The organism is Luteibacter sp. UNC138MFCol5.1, assembly GCF_900110505.1.
Taxonomy (GTDB): Bacteria; Pseudomonadota; Gammaproteobacteria; order Xanthomonadales; family Rhodanobacteraceae; genus Luteibacter.
The window spans coordinates 833,576-852,430 of the sequence record NZ_FODZ01000001.1 but is presented as its reverse complement, the minus strand read 5'-3'; the positions used below and the strand labels follow the sequence as shown (position 1 = coordinate 852,430).

At 69.5% G+C, this 18,855-nt stretch carries 16 protein-coding genes; 4 read left to right on the top strand and 12 right to left on the bottom strand.

The features are described from left to right. Positions 1 to 5 precede the first annotated feature (5 nt). Genes BMY69_RS03730 through BMY69_RS03720 form a run of 3 tightly spaced genes read right to left on the bottom strand, consistent with a single transcriptional unit; the run spans position 6 to position 3,154 of the window. Positions 6 to 1,172: an ABC transporter permease gene (locus tag BMY69_RS03730; RefSeq protein ID WP_090175377.1), complete on the bottom strand. Its 1,167-nt coding sequence runs from the start codon at positions 1,170 to 1,172 to the stop codon at positions 6 to 8. Positions 1,173 to 1,189: 17 nt separating this feature from the next. Continuing rightward, a complete protein-coding gene (locus BMY69_RS03725; protein ID WP_090175376.1) occupies positions 1,190 to 1,876 on the bottom strand; it encodes an ABC transporter ATP-binding protein in 687 nt (228 codons plus the stop codon). 18 nt (positions 1,877 to 1,894) lie between these two features. Then, positions 1,895 to 3,154 (bottom strand): efflux RND transporter periplasmic adaptor subunit, encoded by a 1,260-nt coding sequence (locus BMY69_RS03720; RefSeq protein WP_090175375.1) that lies wholly within the window; start codon positions 3,152 to 3,154, stop codon positions 1,895 to 1,897. A 121-nt stretch (positions 3,155 to 3,275) separates the two neighbouring features. Between BMY69_RS03720 and BMY69_RS03715 the strand changes: the two genes are divergently transcribed. From BMY69_RS03715 to BMY69_RS03705, 3 genes are all read left to right on the top strand, one after another. Then, on the top strand, positions 3,276 to 3,962 hold the full coding sequence (locus BMY69_RS03715; protein ID WP_090175374.1) for a fumarylacetoacetate hydrolase family protein: 687 nt from the start codon (positions 3,276 to 3,278) through the stop codon (positions 3,960 to 3,962). Between the two features lie 71 nt (positions 3,963 to 4,033). Further along, positions 4,034 to 4,438, top strand: coding sequence for a large-conductance mechanosensitive channel protein MscL (mscL, locus tag BMY69_RS03710; RefSeq protein ID WP_090175373.1), 405 nt, complete (start codon positions 4,034 to 4,036; stop codon positions 4,436 to 4,438). A gap of 162 nt (positions 4,439 to 4,600) precedes the next feature. Then, complete coding sequence (locus BMY69_RS03705) at positions 4,601 to 6,043, top strand: M20/M25/M40 family metallo-hydrolase (protein ID WP_090175372.1); 1,443 nt, start codon at positions 4,601 to 4,603, stop codon at positions 6,041 to 6,043. A gap of 46 nt (positions 6,044 to 6,089) precedes the next feature. Here BMY69_RS03705 and BMY69_RS03700 read toward each other — a convergent pair whose 3' ends face one another. The 3 genes from BMY69_RS03700 to BMY69_RS03690 form a co-directional block, all read right to left on the bottom strand. Then, a complete protein-coding gene (locus BMY69_RS03700) occupies positions 6,090 to 9,188 on the bottom strand; it encodes an efflux RND transporter permease subunit (protein WP_090175371.1) in 3,099 nt (1,032 codons plus the stop codon). 12 nt (positions 9,189 to 9,200) lie between these two features. Continuing rightward, positions 9,201 to 10,334, bottom strand: a complete 1,134-nt coding sequence (locus BMY69_RS03695; RefSeq protein WP_090175370.1) for an efflux RND transporter periplasmic adaptor subunit — start codon at positions 10,332 to 10,334, stop codon at positions 9,201 to 9,203. A 120-nt stretch (positions 10,335 to 10,454) separates the two neighbouring features. After that, on the bottom strand, positions 10,455 to 10,931 hold the full coding sequence (locus BMY69_RS03690; RefSeq protein ID WP_255364447.1) for a MarR family winged helix-turn-helix transcriptional regulator: 477 nt from the start codon (positions 10,929 to 10,931) through the stop codon (positions 10,455 to 10,457). Between the two features lie 61 nt (positions 10,932 to 10,992). On the opposite strand from BMY69_RS03690, the gene BMY69_RS03685 reads away from it, so the two are divergent. Then, positions 10,993 to 11,502 (top strand): O-acetyl-ADP-ribose deacetylase, encoded by a 510-nt coding sequence (locus BMY69_RS03685; protein ID WP_090175369.1) that lies wholly within the window; start codon positions 10,993 to 10,995, stop codon positions 11,500 to 11,502. 349 nt (positions 11,503 to 11,851) lie between these two features. Here BMY69_RS03685 and BMY69_RS03680 read toward each other — a convergent pair whose 3' ends face one another. Genes BMY69_RS03680 through BMY69_RS03655 form a run of 6 tightly spaced genes read right to left on the bottom strand, consistent with a single transcriptional unit; the run spans position 11,852 to position 18,853 of the window. Then, complete coding sequence (locus BMY69_RS03680) at positions 11,852 to 13,546, bottom strand: BatD family protein (protein WP_090175368.1); 1,695 nt, start codon at positions 13,544 to 13,546, stop codon at positions 11,852 to 11,854. Further along, positions 13,543 to 15,462 carry a tetratricopeptide repeat protein gene (locus BMY69_RS03675; RefSeq protein ID WP_090175367.1) on the bottom strand — a complete coding sequence of 640 codons (1,920 nt, stop codon included), beginning with the start codon at positions 15,460 to 15,462 and terminating at the stop codon, positions 13,543 to 13,545. Before BMY69_RS03675 ends, BMY69_RS03680 begins: the two co-directional genes overlap by 4 nt. Then, positions 15,459 to 16,445, bottom strand: a complete 987-nt coding sequence (locus BMY69_RS03670) for a VWA domain-containing protein (protein ID WP_090056331.1) — start codon at positions 16,443 to 16,445, stop codon at positions 15,459 to 15,461. Before BMY69_RS03670 ends, BMY69_RS03675 begins: the two co-directional genes overlap by 4 nt. Beyond that, positions 16,432 to 16,947, bottom strand: coding sequence for a DUF4381 domain-containing protein (locus tag BMY69_RS03665; protein WP_143070375.1), 516 nt, complete (start codon positions 16,945 to 16,947; stop codon positions 16,432 to 16,434). Before BMY69_RS03665 ends, BMY69_RS03670 begins: the two co-directional genes overlap by 14 nt. Continuing rightward, positions 16,947 to 17,864 (bottom strand): DUF58 domain-containing protein, encoded by a 918-nt coding sequence (locus BMY69_RS03660; protein WP_090056327.1) that lies wholly within the window; start codon positions 17,862 to 17,864, stop codon positions 16,947 to 16,949. Before BMY69_RS03660 ends, BMY69_RS03665 begins: the two co-directional genes overlap by 1 nt. Then, positions 17,861 to 18,853 carry an AAA family ATPase gene (locus BMY69_RS03655; protein WP_090175365.1) on the bottom strand — a complete coding sequence of 331 codons (993 nt, stop codon included), beginning with the start codon at positions 18,851 to 18,853 and terminating at the stop codon, positions 17,861 to 17,863. Before BMY69_RS03655 ends, BMY69_RS03660 begins: the two co-directional genes overlap by 4 nt. Positions 18,854 to 18,855 lie beyond the last annotated feature (2 nt).

Sequence of the window (18,855 nt, the reverse complement as noted above, 5' to 3'; positions counted from 1 at the left end):
TCCTCTCAACGACCGGCGAGCGCATCGACGATGTTCAGTCGCATGGCACGGATGGCGGGCAGCAGGCCGACGAGCGCGCCGATGACGAGCATCAGCACGATGCCGAGCGTCCAGGTCTGCATGCCGAGCGGCGGCAGGTTGAGCATGCCCCCGCTGCCCTTCGCGACGATCGGCACGACGATGCCTGCGAGCACGAGGCCCAGCACGCCGCCGAGCAGCAGCAGGAGCACGCCCTCGGCTAGCACCATGCACAGCACGCTGCGACTGGAGAAGCCGATGGTCTTCAGCACGGCCAGCTCGTTGGTTCGCTCGCGGACGGCCTGCGCCATCGTGTTGCCGGTGAGCAGGATCAGCGTGAAGAACACGGCGCCCATGATCGCGGACACGATGAGGCCGATGTCGCCGAGCTGTTTCGCGAACGAGGCGTTGAAGGCCTGCTCGGTCTGCGTCTTGGTTTCGTGGTCCGAGTTGGCGGAGAGCGCGTCGATCGCCTTCGCGACCGCGTCCGCCTTGTCGGCGGAGGTGAGCTTCACGACGTACCAGCCGACGGTCGTGCCGATGCCCTGGAACGCGTTGGCTTCCTGGAAATACTTGTGGTGGAAGAAGAACTGCTGATCGGTGCCGTTCGCCGCGCCGGGCGCCGCCTTGTAGATGCCGACGATGTCGAACGGCCAGGTCTTGTCGCCGTTGCGCTGCGGGAAGATCGTCGACTGCAGCGGGATCTTGTCGCCGACCTTCCAGCCGAAACGCTTCGCAAGCGGCTCACCGACGACGGCGCCGGTGCGCGTCGCATCGAACGCCTTGCGCTGGTCGGCGGGCAGTTCGATCTCGTGGTAGATGTCGAGGAAGTTGTCGCTCACGGCGAAGCTGAGCACGAAGTTTTTCGGATCCTGGTAGATGCCGCCGAACCAGTTCGCCGATCCCACCGCGGCCACGCCGGGCACGGCCGCGATGCGCGTGCCGAGGCTCGCCGGCAGCGACTGGATGATCGAGTACCTCGACGTCGTCAGCAGGCGGTCCACGCCGATGACGCTGTCGCCCGAGGAGAAGGCCGCGCGCGTGGCGTCGAGCATGCCGAAGAGCAGGAAGGCGGCGAGGATCGAGATGAGGGTGAAGAACGTGCGCGCCTTGCGACGGAACAGCGCGGCCCAGATGAGATGCAGGTATTTCATGCCGGCATCCTCCTGGCTCAGCTCACGACCTGTTCGACAAGGGATCCCTTGTCGAGGTGCAGCGTGTGGTTGGCGTACTCGGCGGCCTTCGGATCGTGCGTCACCATCACGATCGTCTTGCCGTGCTCGCGATTGAGTTCGCGCAGCAGGCCGAGGATGTCTTCCGCCGACTGGCGATCGAGGTCGCCGGTCGGCTCGTCGCAGACCAGCAGCGTGGGATCGGACACGATCGCGCGGGCGATCGCGACGCGCTGCTGCTGGCCGCCGGACAACTCGGACGGCTTGTGCGAGGCACGATCGGCGAGGCCCACGAGTTGGAGCGCGATCGACGCGTTCTGCCGGCGCTGCGCACCGGACAGCTTCGTCAGCAGCAGCGGCAGCTCCACGTTGCGCTGCGCGGTGAGCATCGGCATGAGGTTGTAGAACTGGAAGACGAAGCCGACGTGCGCGGCACGCCACTTCGCCAACGCGCCGGAGCCGAGCTGGTCGATGCGGTCGCCGCCCACCGTGATGCTGCCGCCCGTGGGCGTGTCGAGGCCGCCGATCATGTTGAGCAGCGTCGTCTTGCCCGAGCCGGACGGTCCCATCAGCGCGAGGAAGTCGCCTTGTTCGATCTTCAGATCGACGCCGTGCAGCACCTCCACCTTCTGCCGGCCGCGTTCGTAAACCTTCGAAAGATCCTGGATGTCGATCAGGGTGGCCATCGGTGAGTCTCCGCGGGGTCAGTTCGTGGTCGGTGAGGTGGCGACGCGGACGGCGGCGCCGTCGGCGAGGTCGGCGGGGGGCGAGACGATCACGGTGTCGCCGGCTGCGAGGCCCTCGCTGACGAGGCGCAGATCGCCATTCGGTTGAGCGGCGGCCGTCACCTGGCGGCGGGCGGCCTTGCCATCGGCCACGGCGAAGACGACGTCGCGATCGTCGCGACGGACGACGGCGCTGGCCGGCACCAGCACGCCTTTCGGCACGGCGGCCTGCGCAGGCGCGCGGCGTTCGAGGAACGACACGCGCACGCCCATGTCGGGCACGATCCGGCCATCCTTCGTTTCCAGCGCCACGCGCACCTTCACCGTGGCCTTGCCGCGGTCGGCCGCCGGCACGATGGCGATGACGTGCGCGGGGATGCGCCAGTCCGGGTACGCGTCCAGCACGGCTTCCGCCGGCATGTCGGGCTGCACGCGGCCGATATAGGCCTCGTTGACGTCGACGTCGATCTCGAGCGAATCCATGTCGACGATCGTGCCGACGCCGGTACGCGTGAAGCCGCCACCGGCCGAGAGCGGCGAGACGATCTCGCCGACCTGGGCGGCCTTGTCCGTGATCACGCCATCGAAGGGCGCGCGTACCACCGTGTAATCGAGGTTGACCTGCCCCACGCCGACCTGGGCATCGGCGGCGTCGGCCTGGCGCCGGGCCGTGTTGAGCTGCGCGCGGAACGTGTTGGCCTGCGTGCGCGTCTGCTCGGCGAGCTGGCGGGACACGAGCCCCCGCCCGACCAGCGTCTCCTGGCGATCGGCGTCGCGCAGCGCCTGGTCGAGCTGCGCCTGCGATTGAACGACGTTCGCGTGCGCGGCCGCGGCGTTCGCACGCGCGGACTCGAGGCTGGCGCGCAGGGCGTTGTCTTCGAGGCGGGCGAGGATCTGGCCTTTCGCGACGCGGTCGCCTTCCTCGATGTGCACTTCGACCAGCGCGCCGGTGATCTGGGCCGACACGGTCGCCTGGCGCCGCGCGGTCACGTAGCCCGTGGCCTGGAGCACCGCCCCGGCGTCGCCGGCGGCGGTCGGCGCGACGGCGGTCGCCGTGCGCACCTCCACCGGCCGCCGGGCGAGGAACGCCCACGCGCCGCCGGCGATGGCGAGGACGACGAGCACCGCCAGGGCGGCGATCAGCACGGTGCGCGCCCGCGGGCCACCCCCGCCGCCGTGCGCCTCCTTGTGCGACTTGTCGATCTTGAGCTGTTTGAGCAGCTCGGCGTTCGAATTCATCGTCCCCTTGCCCTCGCCCCTGGTCAGACTCGCAGCACGATCATGCGATGCGTCCGGACCGTGCACCACTTTCCGGTATCAGTCATCTGTCGTGACAGGTGTCACCTGATACGCTTGGCCTATGAATACCGTCATCCCCCCGCCGGCCTCGCCGAGCATCCCCGTCGTCGGCCGCACCGAACGGTTCCCCGTCCGCCGCGTCTTCTGCATCGGCCGCAACTACGCCGATCACGCGAAGGAAATGGGCGCCTCGGTCGACACGGCGAATCCCATGTTCTTCACCAAGCCGGCCGACGCGCTGGTCACCGACGGCGCCGACGTGCCCTACCCGTCCGCCACCAACGACCTGCATCACGAAGTGGAGATGGTGGTGGCGCTCGGCTGCGGCGGCACCGACCTCACGGTCGAACAGGCCGCGCGCATCGTCTGGGGCTACGGCATCGGGCTCGACCTGACCCGTCGCGACCTGCAGGCGCAGGCCAAGGCCAAGGGGGCGCCGTGGGACGTCGCCAAGGCCTTCGACCATTCCGCGCCGGTCTCGGCCATCGTCCCCGCGACGGATTACATCCCGGACGCGGCGACGCCCATCGCCCTGACGGTCAACGGCGAGCGCCGCCAGTCGGCGACGCTCGCGGACATGGTGCTCGACGTGCCGCACATCCTCAGCGCGCTGTCGCGGCTGTTCGAACTAAAGGCCGGTGATATCGTCTACACGGGCACGCCGGCCGGTGTGGCCGCGCTCCACCGCGGGGATCGCTTCGTCGCCACGCTGGGCGATGTCGTCACGCTCGAGGGACGCGTGAGCTGACTTCGCGGTATGCCTACATACGGATCGTTAGGTTTGACGACCGACGCCAATGCCACGAGGAGGAAGGGCCGATGAGTTTCGTCGCGGAATTCAAGAAATTCGCACTGCGCGGTAACGTGATCGACCTCGCGGTCGGTGTGGTGATCGGTGCCGCGTTCGGCAAGATCGTCACGTCGCTCGTCGACAACATCATCATGCCCCCGATCGGATGGCTGATCGGCGGCATCGATTTCTCGGACTGGAAATGGGTGCTGAGGCCCGCCAGCGAAGGGGTCAAGGAAGTCGCCGTGCAGTACGGCATCTTCATCAACGTGCTCATCCAGTTCATCATCATCGCCTTCGCGATCTTCGTCGTGGTCAAAGCGATCAACCGCATCACGCGTCGCGAGGAAGCGGCTCCCGCCGCCCCGCCGGCCGATGTCGCGCTGCTGACGGAAATCCGCGATCTGCTGAAGCAGCAGAATCGCGAGATCTGATATCCCGCGGCAGGAACGATCGCCGATACGATCGGCTCCCACCCCTTCGGTAGCCAGGCCTCTACCGAGGGGTGGAAGCCGGTCCCGGCCCATGACTTCCGGCCTATCTGCCCCGCGTTCCCCGGCGCAATAATCGACGTTTCCGTCCCCGGGGGTCATTCGATGCGTCACACCTTCCGCCTGCATGCGCTGGCCGCATGCCTCGCGCTCGCCTTCTCCGCCCACGCCGCCGACAAGGCCACGACGATTCCCGAGAAGGCCGTCGCCGCGGCGACCGAACTGCGCGACCGCGCGATGAACGACAACACCGGCTACGAATTCGTGTCGGGGCTCACGACCGAGGTGGGCCCGCGCGTGGCCGGCAGCGAAGCCGACGCGCGCGCCGTCGCCTGGACCGTCGCGAAGTTCAAGGCCATGGGCTTCGACAAGGTCTACACGGAGAAAGTCAGCTACCCGCTGTGGCAGCGTCGCAGCGAGCACGGCGCGATCGTCTCGCCGTATCCGCAGCCGCTCCTGCTCACGGCGCTGGGCTACTCGGCCGGCACGCCCTCGGGCGGACTCACCGCGGAAGTCGTCGGCTTCGACGACCTCGACGCGCTGAAGAAGGCCGATCCGGCCAGCGTGAAGGGCAAGATCGTCTACGTCAGCACGCACATGCAGCAGCAGAAGGACGGGCACGATTACGGCAAGGGCTCCGCCACGCGCACCGGCGGCCCCGTGCTCGCCGCGGAGATGGGCGCCGCGGCGTTCCTGCTTCGCTCGGCCGGCACCGATCCGCACAGCCGCACGCCGCATACCGGCGTCACCGGCTTCCAGGATCCGAAGGCAGCCATTCCCGCCGCCGCGCTGTCGCTGCCCGATGCCGACCAGCTCGAACGCGTGCTGAAGCAAGGCAAGCCCGTCACGCTGAAGCTCGATCTCGATGTGGGCTTCGCGGGCACGTACGAAGGCGCGAACGTCATCGGCGAAGTGACCGGCCGCAAGCATCCGGACCAGGTCGTCGCCATCGGCGGTCACCTGGATTCGTGGGATCTCGGCACGGGTGCCATCGACGACGGCGCGGGCGTGGCGATCGCGGCGGCCGCCGCGAAGCTGATCAAGGACATGCCGCAGCGTCCCGACCGCACCATTCGCGTGATCGCGTTCGCGAACGAAGAGATGGGTCTGTGGGGCGGCCGCGCCTATGCGGAAGCGCACGCGAAGGAGGTCTCGAAGTTCCAGCTCGGTACCGAGTCCGACTTCGGCGCGGGCCGCATCTGGCGCATGACCGCGAGCGTGAAGCCGGAAGCGCGCGGCGCGATCGAACAGATCGCGAAGGTGATCGAGCCGATCGGCGTCGCGTACGATCCGAACAAGCCCGGCGGTGGCGGCTCGGACCTCTCGCAGATGCACGCGAAGGGCATGGCCGCACTGTCGCTCACGCAGGACGGTACCGATTACTTCGACTACCACCACAACGCCAACGACACGCTCGACAAGATCGATCCGAAGGCGCTGGCGCAGAACGTGGCGGTCTATGCGACGTTCGCGTACATGGCCGCGCAGGCCAACGGCGATTTCGGCTCGGCGCCGGGCGCGTTCGCGAAGGACGGAGCGCACGACTGATCCCCCGCCGGGGATCGTCGCCGATACGATCGGCTCCCGCGAGGGCTCAGGCCCTCGCGGGATCGAGCTTCTTCCCGGGCGCCAGCCTGTCCTGCAGGCGATTCATATAGAGGTAGATCACGGGCGTCAGGTACAGCGTCAGGATCTGCGAGACGACGAGGCCACCCACCACCGCGAGGCCCAGCGGACGGCGCGTCTCCGCGCCCGCGCCGATGCCCAGCGCGATCGGCAACGTGCCCGCGAACGCCGCCATGGTCGTCATCATGATCGGGCGGAAACGCACGCGGCACGCCTCGAAGATCGCGTCGTGCGGCGCGAGCCCCGCGTCGCGCTGACGCTCCAGCGCGAAGTCGATCATCATGATCGCGTTCTTCTTCACGATGCCCACCAGCATGATGATGCCGACGAAGGCGAACAGGTCGAGCGACGCGTTGAAGATCACCAGCGTCAGCAGCGCGCCGACCGCCGCGGCCGGCAGGCCCGAGAGGATCGTGAGCGGATGGATGAAGCTCTCGTACAGGATGCCCAGCACGAGGTAGATCACGAACACCGCGAGCAGGAGCAGCAACCCCATGCCCTTGACCGAATCCTGGAACGCCTGAGCCGTGCCCTGCACGCTGCCGCTCAGTGTGGCGGGCAGCTTCATCTCCGTCGTCGCGCGGTCGATGCTTGCCACCGCGTCGCTCAAGGACACCCCCGGCGCGAGATTGAACGACACGGTCACCGCCGGCAGCTGGCCCTGGTGGTTCACCGTGAGCACCTGGGGCTTGCGCTCGAAACGCGCCACGGTGTTCAGGGGAATGAGCTTGCCGCTGTCCGACGTGACGTAGAGCCGCGACAGCACGGCGGGATCGTCCTGCATCCGGCGCTCCACCTGCAGGATCACCCAGTACTGCGTGGCCGAGCCGTAGATCGTGGAAATCTGGTTCTCGCCGAACGCCGTGCCGAGCGCGGTCTGCACCTGATCCATCGTCAGACCCAGCGGCGCGAGCTTGTCGCGATTGACGGTGACGACCATCGACGGGCTGTTCAGATCGAGGTCCGTCGTGACGTCCTGGAAGCCCGGCAGTTTCTGGAACGCGGCGACGAGCTTGCCCGACCAGTCGTACAGCGCATGCAGGTCGGTGGACTGCACCGTGTACTGGTACTGGGCCTTCGACTGCCGCCCTCCGACCTGGATCGCGGGTGGATTCTGGATGTACGTGCGGATGCCGGGCACCTCGGCGAACTGGCGCCGTAGGCCCTGGATGATCTCGTCGGGCGTCGTGCCACCGCGCGCGTCGCTGTCCTTCAGGCGCAGCAGGAGCGAGCCCGAATTCACGGTGGAGCGCGGGCCACCCGCGCCGACGCTCGACATGACCGCCGCGATGTTCGGATCCTTCATGGCGATGTCCGCGAGCGCCTGCTGCCGTGCGGACATGGCGGCGAACGAGATGTCGGTCGGCCCTTCGGAGGTGACGCGGAGCTGGCCGCTGTCGCCGGCCGGGATGAAGTCCTTCGGCGTGACGACGAAGAGCAGGCCCGTGGCGACGAGGCTCAGCGCGAAGCCGAGCAGCACCGTGCGCGGGTGCCGCATGCACCAGGCCAGCGTGCGCGTGTAACCGGCGGTCACCGCGGCGAAACCGCGATCGAAGCCGACGACGATGAAGCTTCGCTTGTCGTGGTCGTGCGCCTTGACGAAGCGGCTGCACAGCATGGGCGTGAGCGTGATGGAGACGAAGCCCGAGATGAGGATCGATACGCTGATGACGACGGCGAACTCGTGGAACAGCCGACCGACGATGCCGCCCATGAACATCACGGGGATGAACACCGCGACGAGCGACAGCGTCATGGAGAAGATGGTGAAACCGATCTCGTTCGCGCCCTTCACCGCGGCTTCGAAGGGCTCTTCGCCGAGCTCGATGTGGCGCATGATGTTCTCTAGCATCACGATGGCGTCGTCGACGACGAAACCGACGGCGAGCGTCAACGCCAGCAGCGAGAGGTTGTCGAGGCTGTAGCCGAGCGCGAACATCGCGCCGAACGTGCCGAGCACCGAGATCGGCAGCGCCACGGCGGGAATGAGCGTCGCCGACGCGTTGCCGAGGAACAGGTAGATCACGAGCACGACGAGGATGCCGGCGAGCACCAGGGTGAACTGCACGTCGTGCACGGAGTCGCGGATCGATACCGAACGGTCGTACATCACGTTGAGTTTCACCGACGGCGGCAACGTCTCCTGGAACGCGGGCAAGAGCGCGAAGATCTTGTCCACCGTCTCCACGGTGTTGGCGCCGGGCTGACGCTGGATCGCGAGCGTGATCGAGCGGTGGCCGTTGAACCAACTGGCCTTCTGGTCGTCCTGCACGCTGTCGCGCGGCACGGCGATGTCGGACAGCCGCACGGGTGCGCCGTTGCGATAGGCCACCACCACCTGGCCGTAATCGGCGGCGCGCATCAACTGGCCATCCGAACGGATCGACAGCAGCTGGCGTTGCCCGTTGAGCGAGCCGGTGGCCTTGTTGACGTTCGCCGCAGCGATCGCTTCGCGCATCTGGTCGACGCCGATGCCGGTGGCGGCGAGGCGGTCCGGATCGACGGCGATGCGCACGGCGTATTTCTGCGAACCGTAGACGTTCACCTGCGCCACGCCGTCGACCATCGACAGGCGCTGCGCCAGTTCCGTCTCGGCGTAGTCGTCCACCGTCGAGAGAGGCAGCGTCGACGACTGCATCGTGAGGAAGAGGATCGGCGCGTCGGCCGGGTTCACCTTGCGGTACGTCGGCGGCGTCGGCATGTCCTGCGGCAGCTGGCGCTGCGCGGCGGAAATCGCGGCCTGCACGTCCTGCGCCGCGCCGTCGATGCTGCGGTCGAGCGCGAACGTGACGGTGATGGTCGTCGAACCCAGTGAACTGGACGACGTCATCGAATCGATGCCGGCCACCGTCGACAGCTGCGCCTCGAGCGGCGTCGCGACGGACGAGGCCATCGTCTCCGGCGAGGCGCCGGGCAGGCTCGCGCTGATGTTGATGGTGGGGAAGTCGACGTTGGGAAGCTCGTTGACGGGAAGCCTCGGGTACGCGGCGATGCCGAAGATCACCAGCGCCGCCATCAGCAGCGTGGTCATCACCGGGCGGCGGATGCAGAGTTCCGGCAGGTTCACCTGGTGTGCCCCTCAGCCCTTGTCGACGCGCACGCGGGCGCCGTCCACCAGCAGCATCTGGCCTTCCGTGACCACGCGCTCGCCGGCGGTCAGGCCTTTGTCGACCACAACGCGGTCGGCAGTCGTCGCTCCGGTGGAAATGCTTCGCTGCTCCACCGTGTCGTCCGGCTTCACGACGAAGACGAACGTGCCGGCGGTGGAGCTCTGCAACGCCACGACCGGAATGCTGATCGCGTCCGTGAGCCGCGTGGTCGGCAGCGTGACTTCCGCGAACTGCCCTGCCGTGAGGCGGCCGTCGGCGTTCGCGAAGCGCCCCTTGAGCACGATGGTGCCGGTGGTCGCGTCGACCGCGTTGTCGATGAATTCGAGTTCGCCCTGCAACGGCTGGCCCTCGTCGCCCGGAATCTTCGCCTGCACCGGCAGCGTGCCGCGGCGCAGGCTGTTGCGCACGGCGGCGAGGCTGTCTTCGGGAATGGAGAACGCCACGCGCATCGGGTCGATCTGGTTGAGCACGACGATGTCGGTGGTATCGGCGGTGAGCGTGGCGCCGGGATAGGCGAGCGGCGCGCCGGTCACGCCGTCGAACGGGGCCACGATCGTGGTGAACTCCAGCTGCGTCTGCGCCGCACGCGCCGCCGCTCGATCGCTTTCGAGCGCCGCGCGCGCGACGCCGAGGTTCGCCTTGTAGAGATCGTAATCGGCACGGCTGACGAAGCCCTTGCCGAGCATGTTCTGGTAACGCTCCAGATCCGCCTCGGCCTTGACCAGCTGCGCCTGGTCGCGGGCCACGTTGCCCTGGGCCTCGTCGTAGGCCGCCTTGAGCGGGCGCTGGTCGACGCGCGCGAGCAGATCGCCCTTCTTCACGTGCTCGCCGGGCGTGAAGGCGAGCGATTCCAGCTGACCGTTCACGCGCGAGCGCACGTTCACTGTCGAATAGGCCTCCGCCCGCCCGATCACCTTCAGCGACAGATCGATCTCACCACGGGTGGCGACGGCCGTCGTGACCGGCACGCCCGCCGGCGCCTTCTTCGCCGGCTGGTCGGCGTCCTTCGCATCCGGATCGTGCTTCCAGACGCCGAAGCCGATGGCGACGACCGCGACGAGGCCGACGATGAGGACGAGTTTCTTCCCTGGGGATCGCTGCATGGGGTCTCCGGCCGGGTCCATCGGGATCCGGTCGCCGCGCTGGGGAACACGGGCGTGGGTTCTGGGACGGGTGAAACGTAAAAACTAACGCATCGGCCCCTGGATCGGTTGACCCGCCGGTCAGGCGTCGTCGGACGGGCCGTCGAGGCCCTGCAGGTTTTCCTTCATGCGGTCCAGCACGGCCAGCATCGTCTGCAGGTCGTCCGTCGAGATTCCCTGGGTGGCATCCCGGCGCAGGCCGCGGGCGATATCTTCCATGTCGTCGATGACACCCCGTGCCTGGTCGGTGTCGTGCAGGCGCCAGGCGCGGCGATCCTTGGGATCGGCGCGACGCTCGACGAAACCGGCCGCCTGCAGGCGATCGATGACGCGGCCCACGGCGATCGGCTCCATGTCGAGCTGCTCGGCCAGCTCGTTCTGGCGCATGCCCGGGCGCCGATGCAGCGCCTTCAGGGCGCGCCACTGCGCGCGCGTCAGCCCGAACCGCACCGCCCGCCGGTCGAAGTGCTTGCGGAAGAGCAAGGTCACGTCGTTGATCAGGTAGGCGAAGGAGATGTCTTCTACTTTGAGCTGGTCGGCCATAACCTTGGGCTGCATGGGTGGACTGTCACTCGCATCGTAGCCAAATGGCGCCTGCTCGTCACAAGGACACTCTGCCATGAACCCCCGAGTTTTCGAAGGCGACGTCACCACCCTGCGAGTGGATGCGATCGTCAACGCCGCCAACGAATCCCTGCTGGGCGGCGGGGGCGTGGACGGGGCCATCCATCGCGCCGCCGGCCCCGGCCTGCTGGCGGCCTGCCGCGCGCTGCCGGAGGTGCGGCCCGGGGTGCGCTGCCCCACCGGCGAGGCCCGGATCACCGAGGGTTTCGCGCTGCCGGCGCGCTTCGTCATCCATACCGTCGGGCCCGTGTGGCACGGTGGCCAGCGGGGCGAGCCGGCCCTCCTGGAGGCGTGTTACCGCGAGTCCCTCCGGCTGGCACGGGAGCATGGCGTCGCGTCGATCGCGTTCCCCGCGATCAGCGCGGGGGTCTATGGCTATCCGGCGGATGCGGCCGCCGCCATCGCCGTCCGGATGATCCGGGACGCGCCGTGGAGGCCCGGAAGCGTAGTGTTCTGTACGTTCAGCGCGGCGATGACGCGGGTCTATGCGTCGGCGCTAGGCTGAGATACGCCGTAGGAGCGCACCTGGGCGCGATGGCTTTTGGCCGTGAACCTGGAGCTGGCGCGCCAGCTTTCGGACTGGCGCGAGAAGCTGTCGCGGCCAGGTCCGCTCCCACGGCAAAACGCCGTTGGAGCGCATCTGGGCGCGATAGCCGTAGCCCCGGGGCTGGCGCGCCAGCTTCCGGAATGGCGCGAGAAGCTGTCGCGGCCAGGTCCGCTCCCACGGCAAAAGCCGTTGGAGCGCACCTGGGCGCGATAGCCGTAGCCCCGGGGCTGGCGCGCCAGCTCCAGGTTCACGGCGAGAAGCTGTCGCGGCCAGGTCCGCTCCCACGGCAACCCGGAGGTGGCGCGTATCAACGGGGATAGAGCGGCGGCAGGGCCTCGTCGCCCTTCGCTGCCGAGGGCGCCCAGTCGAAGCCCTTCGCGAACGCCTCCCGCAGCTTCGGGCCGGGCGCCTCGCCATCCGCGAAACGGGCACGCTGCAGCATCGCGATCGCCTCGCGCTGCGGCCCCTCGCGCAAGGCCGCGGAAAGCGCGCCGAGCGAATGGATCGAAGGACGCGCGATCCGGGCCCAACGCAGCAACGCATGTTCCACCGCGGCAAGGTCACCGCCGGCGGCGACCTTGAGGAATTGCTCATGCGCGGGCTTTTCGCGAACGATCTCGGGCTTCGGCCGCGGTTCGACGGCGACGCCGCGCGCACCGCGCCGGCGCGCCAGCACGAACCACGCGACCAGTGTCGCGAGCCAGAGCGAAAGGACGGCGACGAACAGCCAGCGCCACGTCGAGCCACCGCGTGTCCCCACGGCAGGAGCGGGAGCGGACGTGCCCGCCGGTGCCGGCGCGGCCGCGCCGCCCGCCGTCGAGGACGGCGGCACGGACGCCTGTGTCGCGCCCGCGGCGGTCACCTCGATGTCGTGCGCGGGCACCGTCGCCACTTCGGGCTTGTCGGTGACCACGTTCCACCAATGCAGCGTGGTGGCGGGAATGTGCAGCGTGCCGGGGCGCGTCGGCACGACGGCGAAACCCTGCTGGCGGCGACCGGTCACCCAGGCGCCGCTGCTTCCGCCGCCCGTCACGGCCTTGTCCGGATAGACGTCCGCACCGTCGAGCTTCGGCAGCGAGAGCGCCGGCAGCGCCTCGAACGGCATGCCCGTCGCGTCGAGCCGCATGGTCAGCGTCACCGGCTGCCCCACGCGCGCCTTGCCGTCCGCGGGGATGCCTTCGAGGGTGAGCTTCAGCTCGCGAGCGGGAATCCATGCACCGCCGGCGGCGCCATCGGGGCGCGCGCGCACGTCGACGCGCACGCGCTCGGCGACGGCGTTCACCGGTTCGCCCGCGCCGAAGAACGAGGTGGCATCGGTCGGATCGACCGCCGTGCCCTGGAACGTGGGCGGCTGGATATCGAGCGTACCCGGGTGCTGCGGGAAGATCGCGTAGTGCCGCTCGACGACGTTGAAGCGGCGACCGCCGCGCATGGTCTGGTAGTTGGCGTCCTGCCCGATGCGCCGCACCTCGGCGCCTTCCGCCGAGGGATCGCCAAGCTGGCCGTCGGCGAGATTGACGGCGAAATACAGCCGCAGCGTGTAATCGATCTGCTGGCCCACGTACGCGGTCGACGGATCGGCCTTGCCTTCGAGCGCGACGGGTCGGCCCTCGGCCGTCGCCGCGCCGGTGTCGGTCGACGCCGCGACATCGACCGACACCGGCTGCGTCGACTGCCCGCCAATGGCCAGCGCGGGCACCGTGAGGTGACCTTCGCGACGCGGGCGCAGGGCGATCCCGAGGATGGTTCGCGCCTCGCGTTTGCCGTTGACGATGCTCAAGGTGTGATTGGTCGACGTGCCCAGCACGACGAAGTCGGACATCAACGGCGACAGATCGGGCGAACCGTCCGCCTCGTCCGCCACCTCGATGTTGAGCGTGACGGTCTCGCCAAGCCCGACCTTGCTGCGGTCGAGCGTGGCGACCGGCGCCGCTCCCTGGGCCATCGCCATGAAGGGAATGCAGCAGAGCACGAAGCCGAGCAGTCGCGCACGTCGCTTCATTCTTCCGGCTCCGCGCCGTGACGGCGTTGGTACTCGAGCATGAACTTCCTCCTCAACAGGCCACCCGGATCGTCGGGCACGCGCATGAGCGCGCGCTGCACGTCCGGCGGCAGCTTCGACGCGGCGTCCTTCGCGGAGACCGCGCCGAGGTCGTGATCTTCCTCGCCTTTCTTTCCATCCTTGCCCTCGCCCTGCGCCGCCAGCTTCGCGTCCATCTGCCGCTTGAGGGCGTCCTGCGCCTGTTTCGCCTGCGCCTGCTCGGCCTGCGATTTCGTCGCGGCGTCGCCCTGGGGCGCCTGCCCCTTGCCGCCGTCCTTGCCGCGATCGCCGCCTTCGCCTTCGCCCGCCTTGTCCTTCGCACCCTGCGTATCGCCGGCGTCGTCCTTTCCGTCGGCGCCGGACTGCTGCCCACTCTGACCGTTCTGGCCGTCCTTGCCGTCCTGCTGGCCCTGCTGCTGATCCTTCTGCTGGCCGCCGGACGGCGGTTGCCGGTCCTTGTCGTTCTGGCCCTTGCCGCCCTGCTTGTCCTTGTCCTTCGAGTCTTTCTGTTGCTGCTTCTGCTTCGCGAGGAAGTCCTCGACGGCCTTGCGGTTCGCCGCCGCGTCGGCGTTCGACGGGTCGGCCTTCAGCGCGCGATCGTAGGCCGCGATCGCCTCCTCGTACCGCTGCTGCTTCGCCAGCGCGTTGCCGAGGTTGTACTGCGCGTCGGTGCCCTGGCCGTGCGCGAGCGCGGCTTCCGCCGCCGGATAATCCCCCGCGCGATACGCGGCGGCGCCACGCATGGCCTCGCCCCGCGCCAGCGACTGCGCGCGTTTCGCATCGCCGTCGGCCAGCGCGCGCGCGGCCTGCTGATCGCGTGTGCGGAACAGATCGGCGATGCCGTCCGCGCGGGCCGGCGACAGGGGAATGAAGGCGAGCGCCAGCACGAGCAGCCAGCCGCGGCGGAACGCGAGCGCGACGATCGGGAGCAACGGCAGCAGCAGCCACGGTCCACGATCCTGCCACTGGCCGGATGCCGCGCCCTCGACCGCCTTGCCGTCGCCCTCGTTGGTCAACTCGCCGGCGAGCGCCGCGACGTCGGACCCCCCGTCGGCGATGGGCACGAACCGGCCGCCGCCGGCGCTGGCGACGGCCGCGAGCGACGCGTCGTCGCGTCCGGCCATGACGATGTCGCCACGGGCGTCCTTGAGGAAGCCGCCGTCCTCGGCCGGAATCGGCCCCCCGCGCGTCGTGCCCACGCCCAGCACCGAGACGCGATCGCCAGCGGCACGCGCGCGGCGCGCGGCGGCGACGGCGGCGTCGTCGGCACGGTCGGTCACCAGCACGATCGAACCGCCGCGCAGGTCGGCGCGACGGATCAGGTCGGCCGCCTGGTCGATCGCCTTGCCCGGGTCGTCACCGTCCACCGGCATGGTGTCGGGCGCGAGCGCCGTCAGCAGATCGTCGACGCTGTGGGCGTCGGTGGTCAGTGGCGCCACCGTGAACGGCTCGCCCGTATAGGCGATCAGCGCGTTCATGCCGTCGCGGTTCGCCGCGTAGAGCTCGCGCACCTTGTAACGCGCGCGGCTCAGGCGGTCGGGGACGATGTCGTGGGACGACATGTGCGGCGACATCGACACGACGACCACCTGTGCCGCCCGCTCGGCGAAGAGCGGCTGCGACTGGCGATCCCACGCCGGGCCCGCGAGCGCGAGGATGGCGAGCACCGCGGCCGTGGCGAACGCGGCGACGGGCGCCCGCGACGTGGACGCCTTGCCGTCGAGCAGGTAAGGCAGCAGCTCGGGATCGGCGAGGCGCGCGAGCACGCGCTGGCTCGCGCGCCGCCGGCCGATGAACCAGGCGATGACGGGCACCGCCACGAGAAGCCACAGCCAGCGGGGCTCGATGAAATGGAACGAGCCGAACCAGGCGCTCATGCGTGGGCCCTCCCGCCGACGTAGCGCGGCAGCGCGGCGAGGCCGAACAGGATCAGCGCGACGATCAGCGGCCAGCGGAACAGCTCGTAGCGGGGACGCAGCGAGGCGCCCTCCTGCGGCACCGGCTCGAGCGCGTCGATCGCGCGGTAGGCCTGCGCGAGCTGGTCCGTATCGGTCGCGCGGAAGAAACGCCCGCCGGTCTGGTTGGCGATGTCTGTGAGCATGCCGACGTCCAGATCCGCGGAAGGATTGACCACGCGGCTGCCGAAGAAATCGGGAACGCGCATCGCGTTCGCGCCGATGCCGATCGTGTAGACGCGCACGCCCGCGGCCTTCGCGGCGCGAGCCGCCTCGCGCGGCGCGATCGAACCGGCGTTGTTCACGCCATCGGTGAGGAGCACGACGACGCGCGCCTGTTCCGGCATTTCCGCGAGGCGCTTCACCGCGACGGCGAGCGCGTCGCCGATCGCGGTTTCGCGACCCGGCAGCCCGACGACCGCGCCATGCAGCTGCGCTCGAACGGCGTCCAGGTCGTACGTCAGCGGCGTGACGAGGTAGGCCTGCGAACCGAACAGGATGAGACCGAGTTCGTCGCCGGCGCGCCGGTCGATGAAGTCGCCCGCGATCGCTTCCACGGCAGCGAAGCGCGTGACCTGCCGGCCGGCGAGCTGCATGTCGTCGAGCGACATGCTGCCCGAGAGGTCGACGGCGAGCATGGTCGCTCGGCCGCTGCGTCGCTGCGGCTCGGGTGGACCGAGGTGTTGCGGGCGCGCGGCGGCGACGACGAGGCAGAGCCAGGCGAGCGCGAGGAGCAGCGTCGCGGCGAACGGCGCGCGTGCCAGCGACGCCTGGACGAGCGCGATGCCGGGCTGCGGAAGGTTGAGCGCCTGCGCAGGCTTCACCGGACGGAGCACGTGGCGAAGCAGCCACGGCAGCGGCAGGGCGAGGAACATCCACGGCCACGCGAATTCAGGAAGCGACATGCGCGCGCCTCCGGTTGGCGACATGACGCCATGAAGGCGACGGCCTGCGCATCGCGGCGCGCGCCCAGGCCTCGACAACGCGCGCCGTCGCGTCGACGTCGATGTCGACGTCGCGCCGGTACTTCGCCGTGTCGAGAGCGGACACCGCGGCGATGTCGTGCTTCGGCGCCATCGTCGAGAGCGCGGCGCGCCATGCGTCGCCGCTGAGCGTCACGCTGTGCACGTCGCGCGTACGCGCGATGCGCCGCACGAGATCGCTCGCGCTTGCCGCGAACGCGCCGGCATCGCCGTCGGTCGCGTAGCGTGCGCGCGCGTCGCGCAGTCCGGCGAGTGCCGCGTCGACGTGGCGCTTCCATGCACGCCGGCGACGCAGCCACAGGACGACGACGACGCAGGCGATCGCGAGCAGGCAGAGCAGCATCCACCAGCCAGGCGCCAGCGGCCACCACGGCGAGATGTGCGGGACATGGATGTCGCGCAGTTCGGGACCGTTCGTGGGCATCAGCGCGTCCTCGCGCCCAGCAGGGCGACGATCGCGTCGAGCGGATCGGCACTGGTGTCGAGCGTACGTTCGCGCAGACCGAGCCCCGTGCAGAGCGCGGTCAGGCGACGATGGCCTTCGCCGAGGCTCCGCGCGAAATCCTCGCGCTGCCGTTCGCCCTGCAACACGACGTCGTAGTGCACGCCGCGATGCGCGAAGGGATAGCGGCCGGCCGGCGGCTGTGCAAGCTCGAGCGGGTCGGCGACGTTGAGTACCGCGACCTCGGCCTTGGCGACGAGGCCGAGCATGCGGCCGCGCGCGGCGTCGTCGACGGCGAAGCCATCGCTCACGATGAGGACGCGGGAGGCGCCATGCATCAGCCGGCCGGCGCGCTGGAGGGCGGCGGACAGCGTTTCGTCGTCACCCGGAGGCAACGCGTCCCACGCGGCGATGGCACCCGCGACCGCGAGCGCGCCGCGCGCACCGCCTTGCGGACGCAACAGCTGGCGCTGTCCACCGAAGGCGAGCACGCCCACGCGATCGGCGCCGCGCACGGCGTACCACGCGGCCATGGCCGCGGCGCGCGCGGCCTGCACCGATTTGAACCGCGTACGCGTGCCGAAGCGCATGCTCGCATTGGTATCGAGCAGTATCAGCAGGCGGCCTTCGCGTTCCTCCTGGAACAGCTTCGTATGCGCCACGCCACTGCGGGCGGTGAGGCGCCAGTCCATGCGACGGACGTCGTCGCCGGCCTGGTAGACGCGCGATTCCGCGTAGTCCATGCCGCGCCCGTGCAGACGGCCGGGGCGCTGACCGGCACGCTGCGCGCGCGAGACGACCGGCGGTGCCGGTGCGCGCGCGACGCGCGAACGCAACGCGATGAGGTCGGGCAGCGACACGCGGACGCGCCCATCGGCAACGGGGGCGACGGCGTTCACGGCAGCGGCACGAGGTCCAGCAGGCGGTCGATCACCGCGTCGATGCGCACGCCCTCGGCCTCCGCCTCGTAGCTCGGGAGCACGCGGTGGCGCAGCACTTCGTGCGCGATGGCGTGGATGTCTTCCGGCAGGACGTAATCGCGGCGCGCGAGCCACGCGTGCGCGCGGGCGCAGCGATCGAGTGCGATCGTGGCGCGCGGGCTGGCGCCCCAGGCGATCCAGCGGGCGAGCTCCGCGCCGTACTTGCCCGCCTCGCGCGTGGCGACGACGAGTTGCGTGATGTATCGCTCCAGCGGCTCCGCCATGTGCACCGCGAGCACGGCGTCGCGGGCGGCGAAGACGTCATGCGGCGTCAGCATGTGGCGCGGCGGCGGTGCCGGATGCAACGCCTCACGGGCCTGGTTCCGGGCAAGCCGCAGGATCGAAAGCTCGGCGTCGGCGTCGGGGTAACCGATGGTGACGTGCATGAGGAAGCGGTCGAGCTGGGCTTCGGGGAGCGCGAACGTGCCCTCCTGCTCGATCGGGTTCTGGGTGGCCATCACCATGAAGAGATCCGGCAGCGGCCAGGTTCGCCGCCCGATCGTGATCTGCCGCTCGGCCATGGCCTCGAGCAAGGCCGACTGCACCTTGGCCGGGGCGCGATTGATCTCGTCGGCCAGCACGATGTTGTGGAACAACGGGCCCCGCTCGAATTCGAAGCTGCCGGTTTGCGGACGGAAGATGTCCGTGCCCGTGAGGTCGGCCGGCAGGAGGTCGGGCGTGAACTGGATGCGGTGGAAATCGGCCTCGACGCGCGTGGCGAGCGCCTTGATGGCCGTGGTCTTGGCCAGCCCCGGTGCGCCTTCCACGAGCAGGTGCCCGTCGGCCAGCAGGGCGATCAGCAGGCACTCGACCAGATGGGGCTGGCCGATGATGCCTCGCGTCAGGTCCTCCCGCAGACGGACGAAAGCCTCCTGGAGAGGCGCGGGGGCGATCGGCAGGTCGGACATCG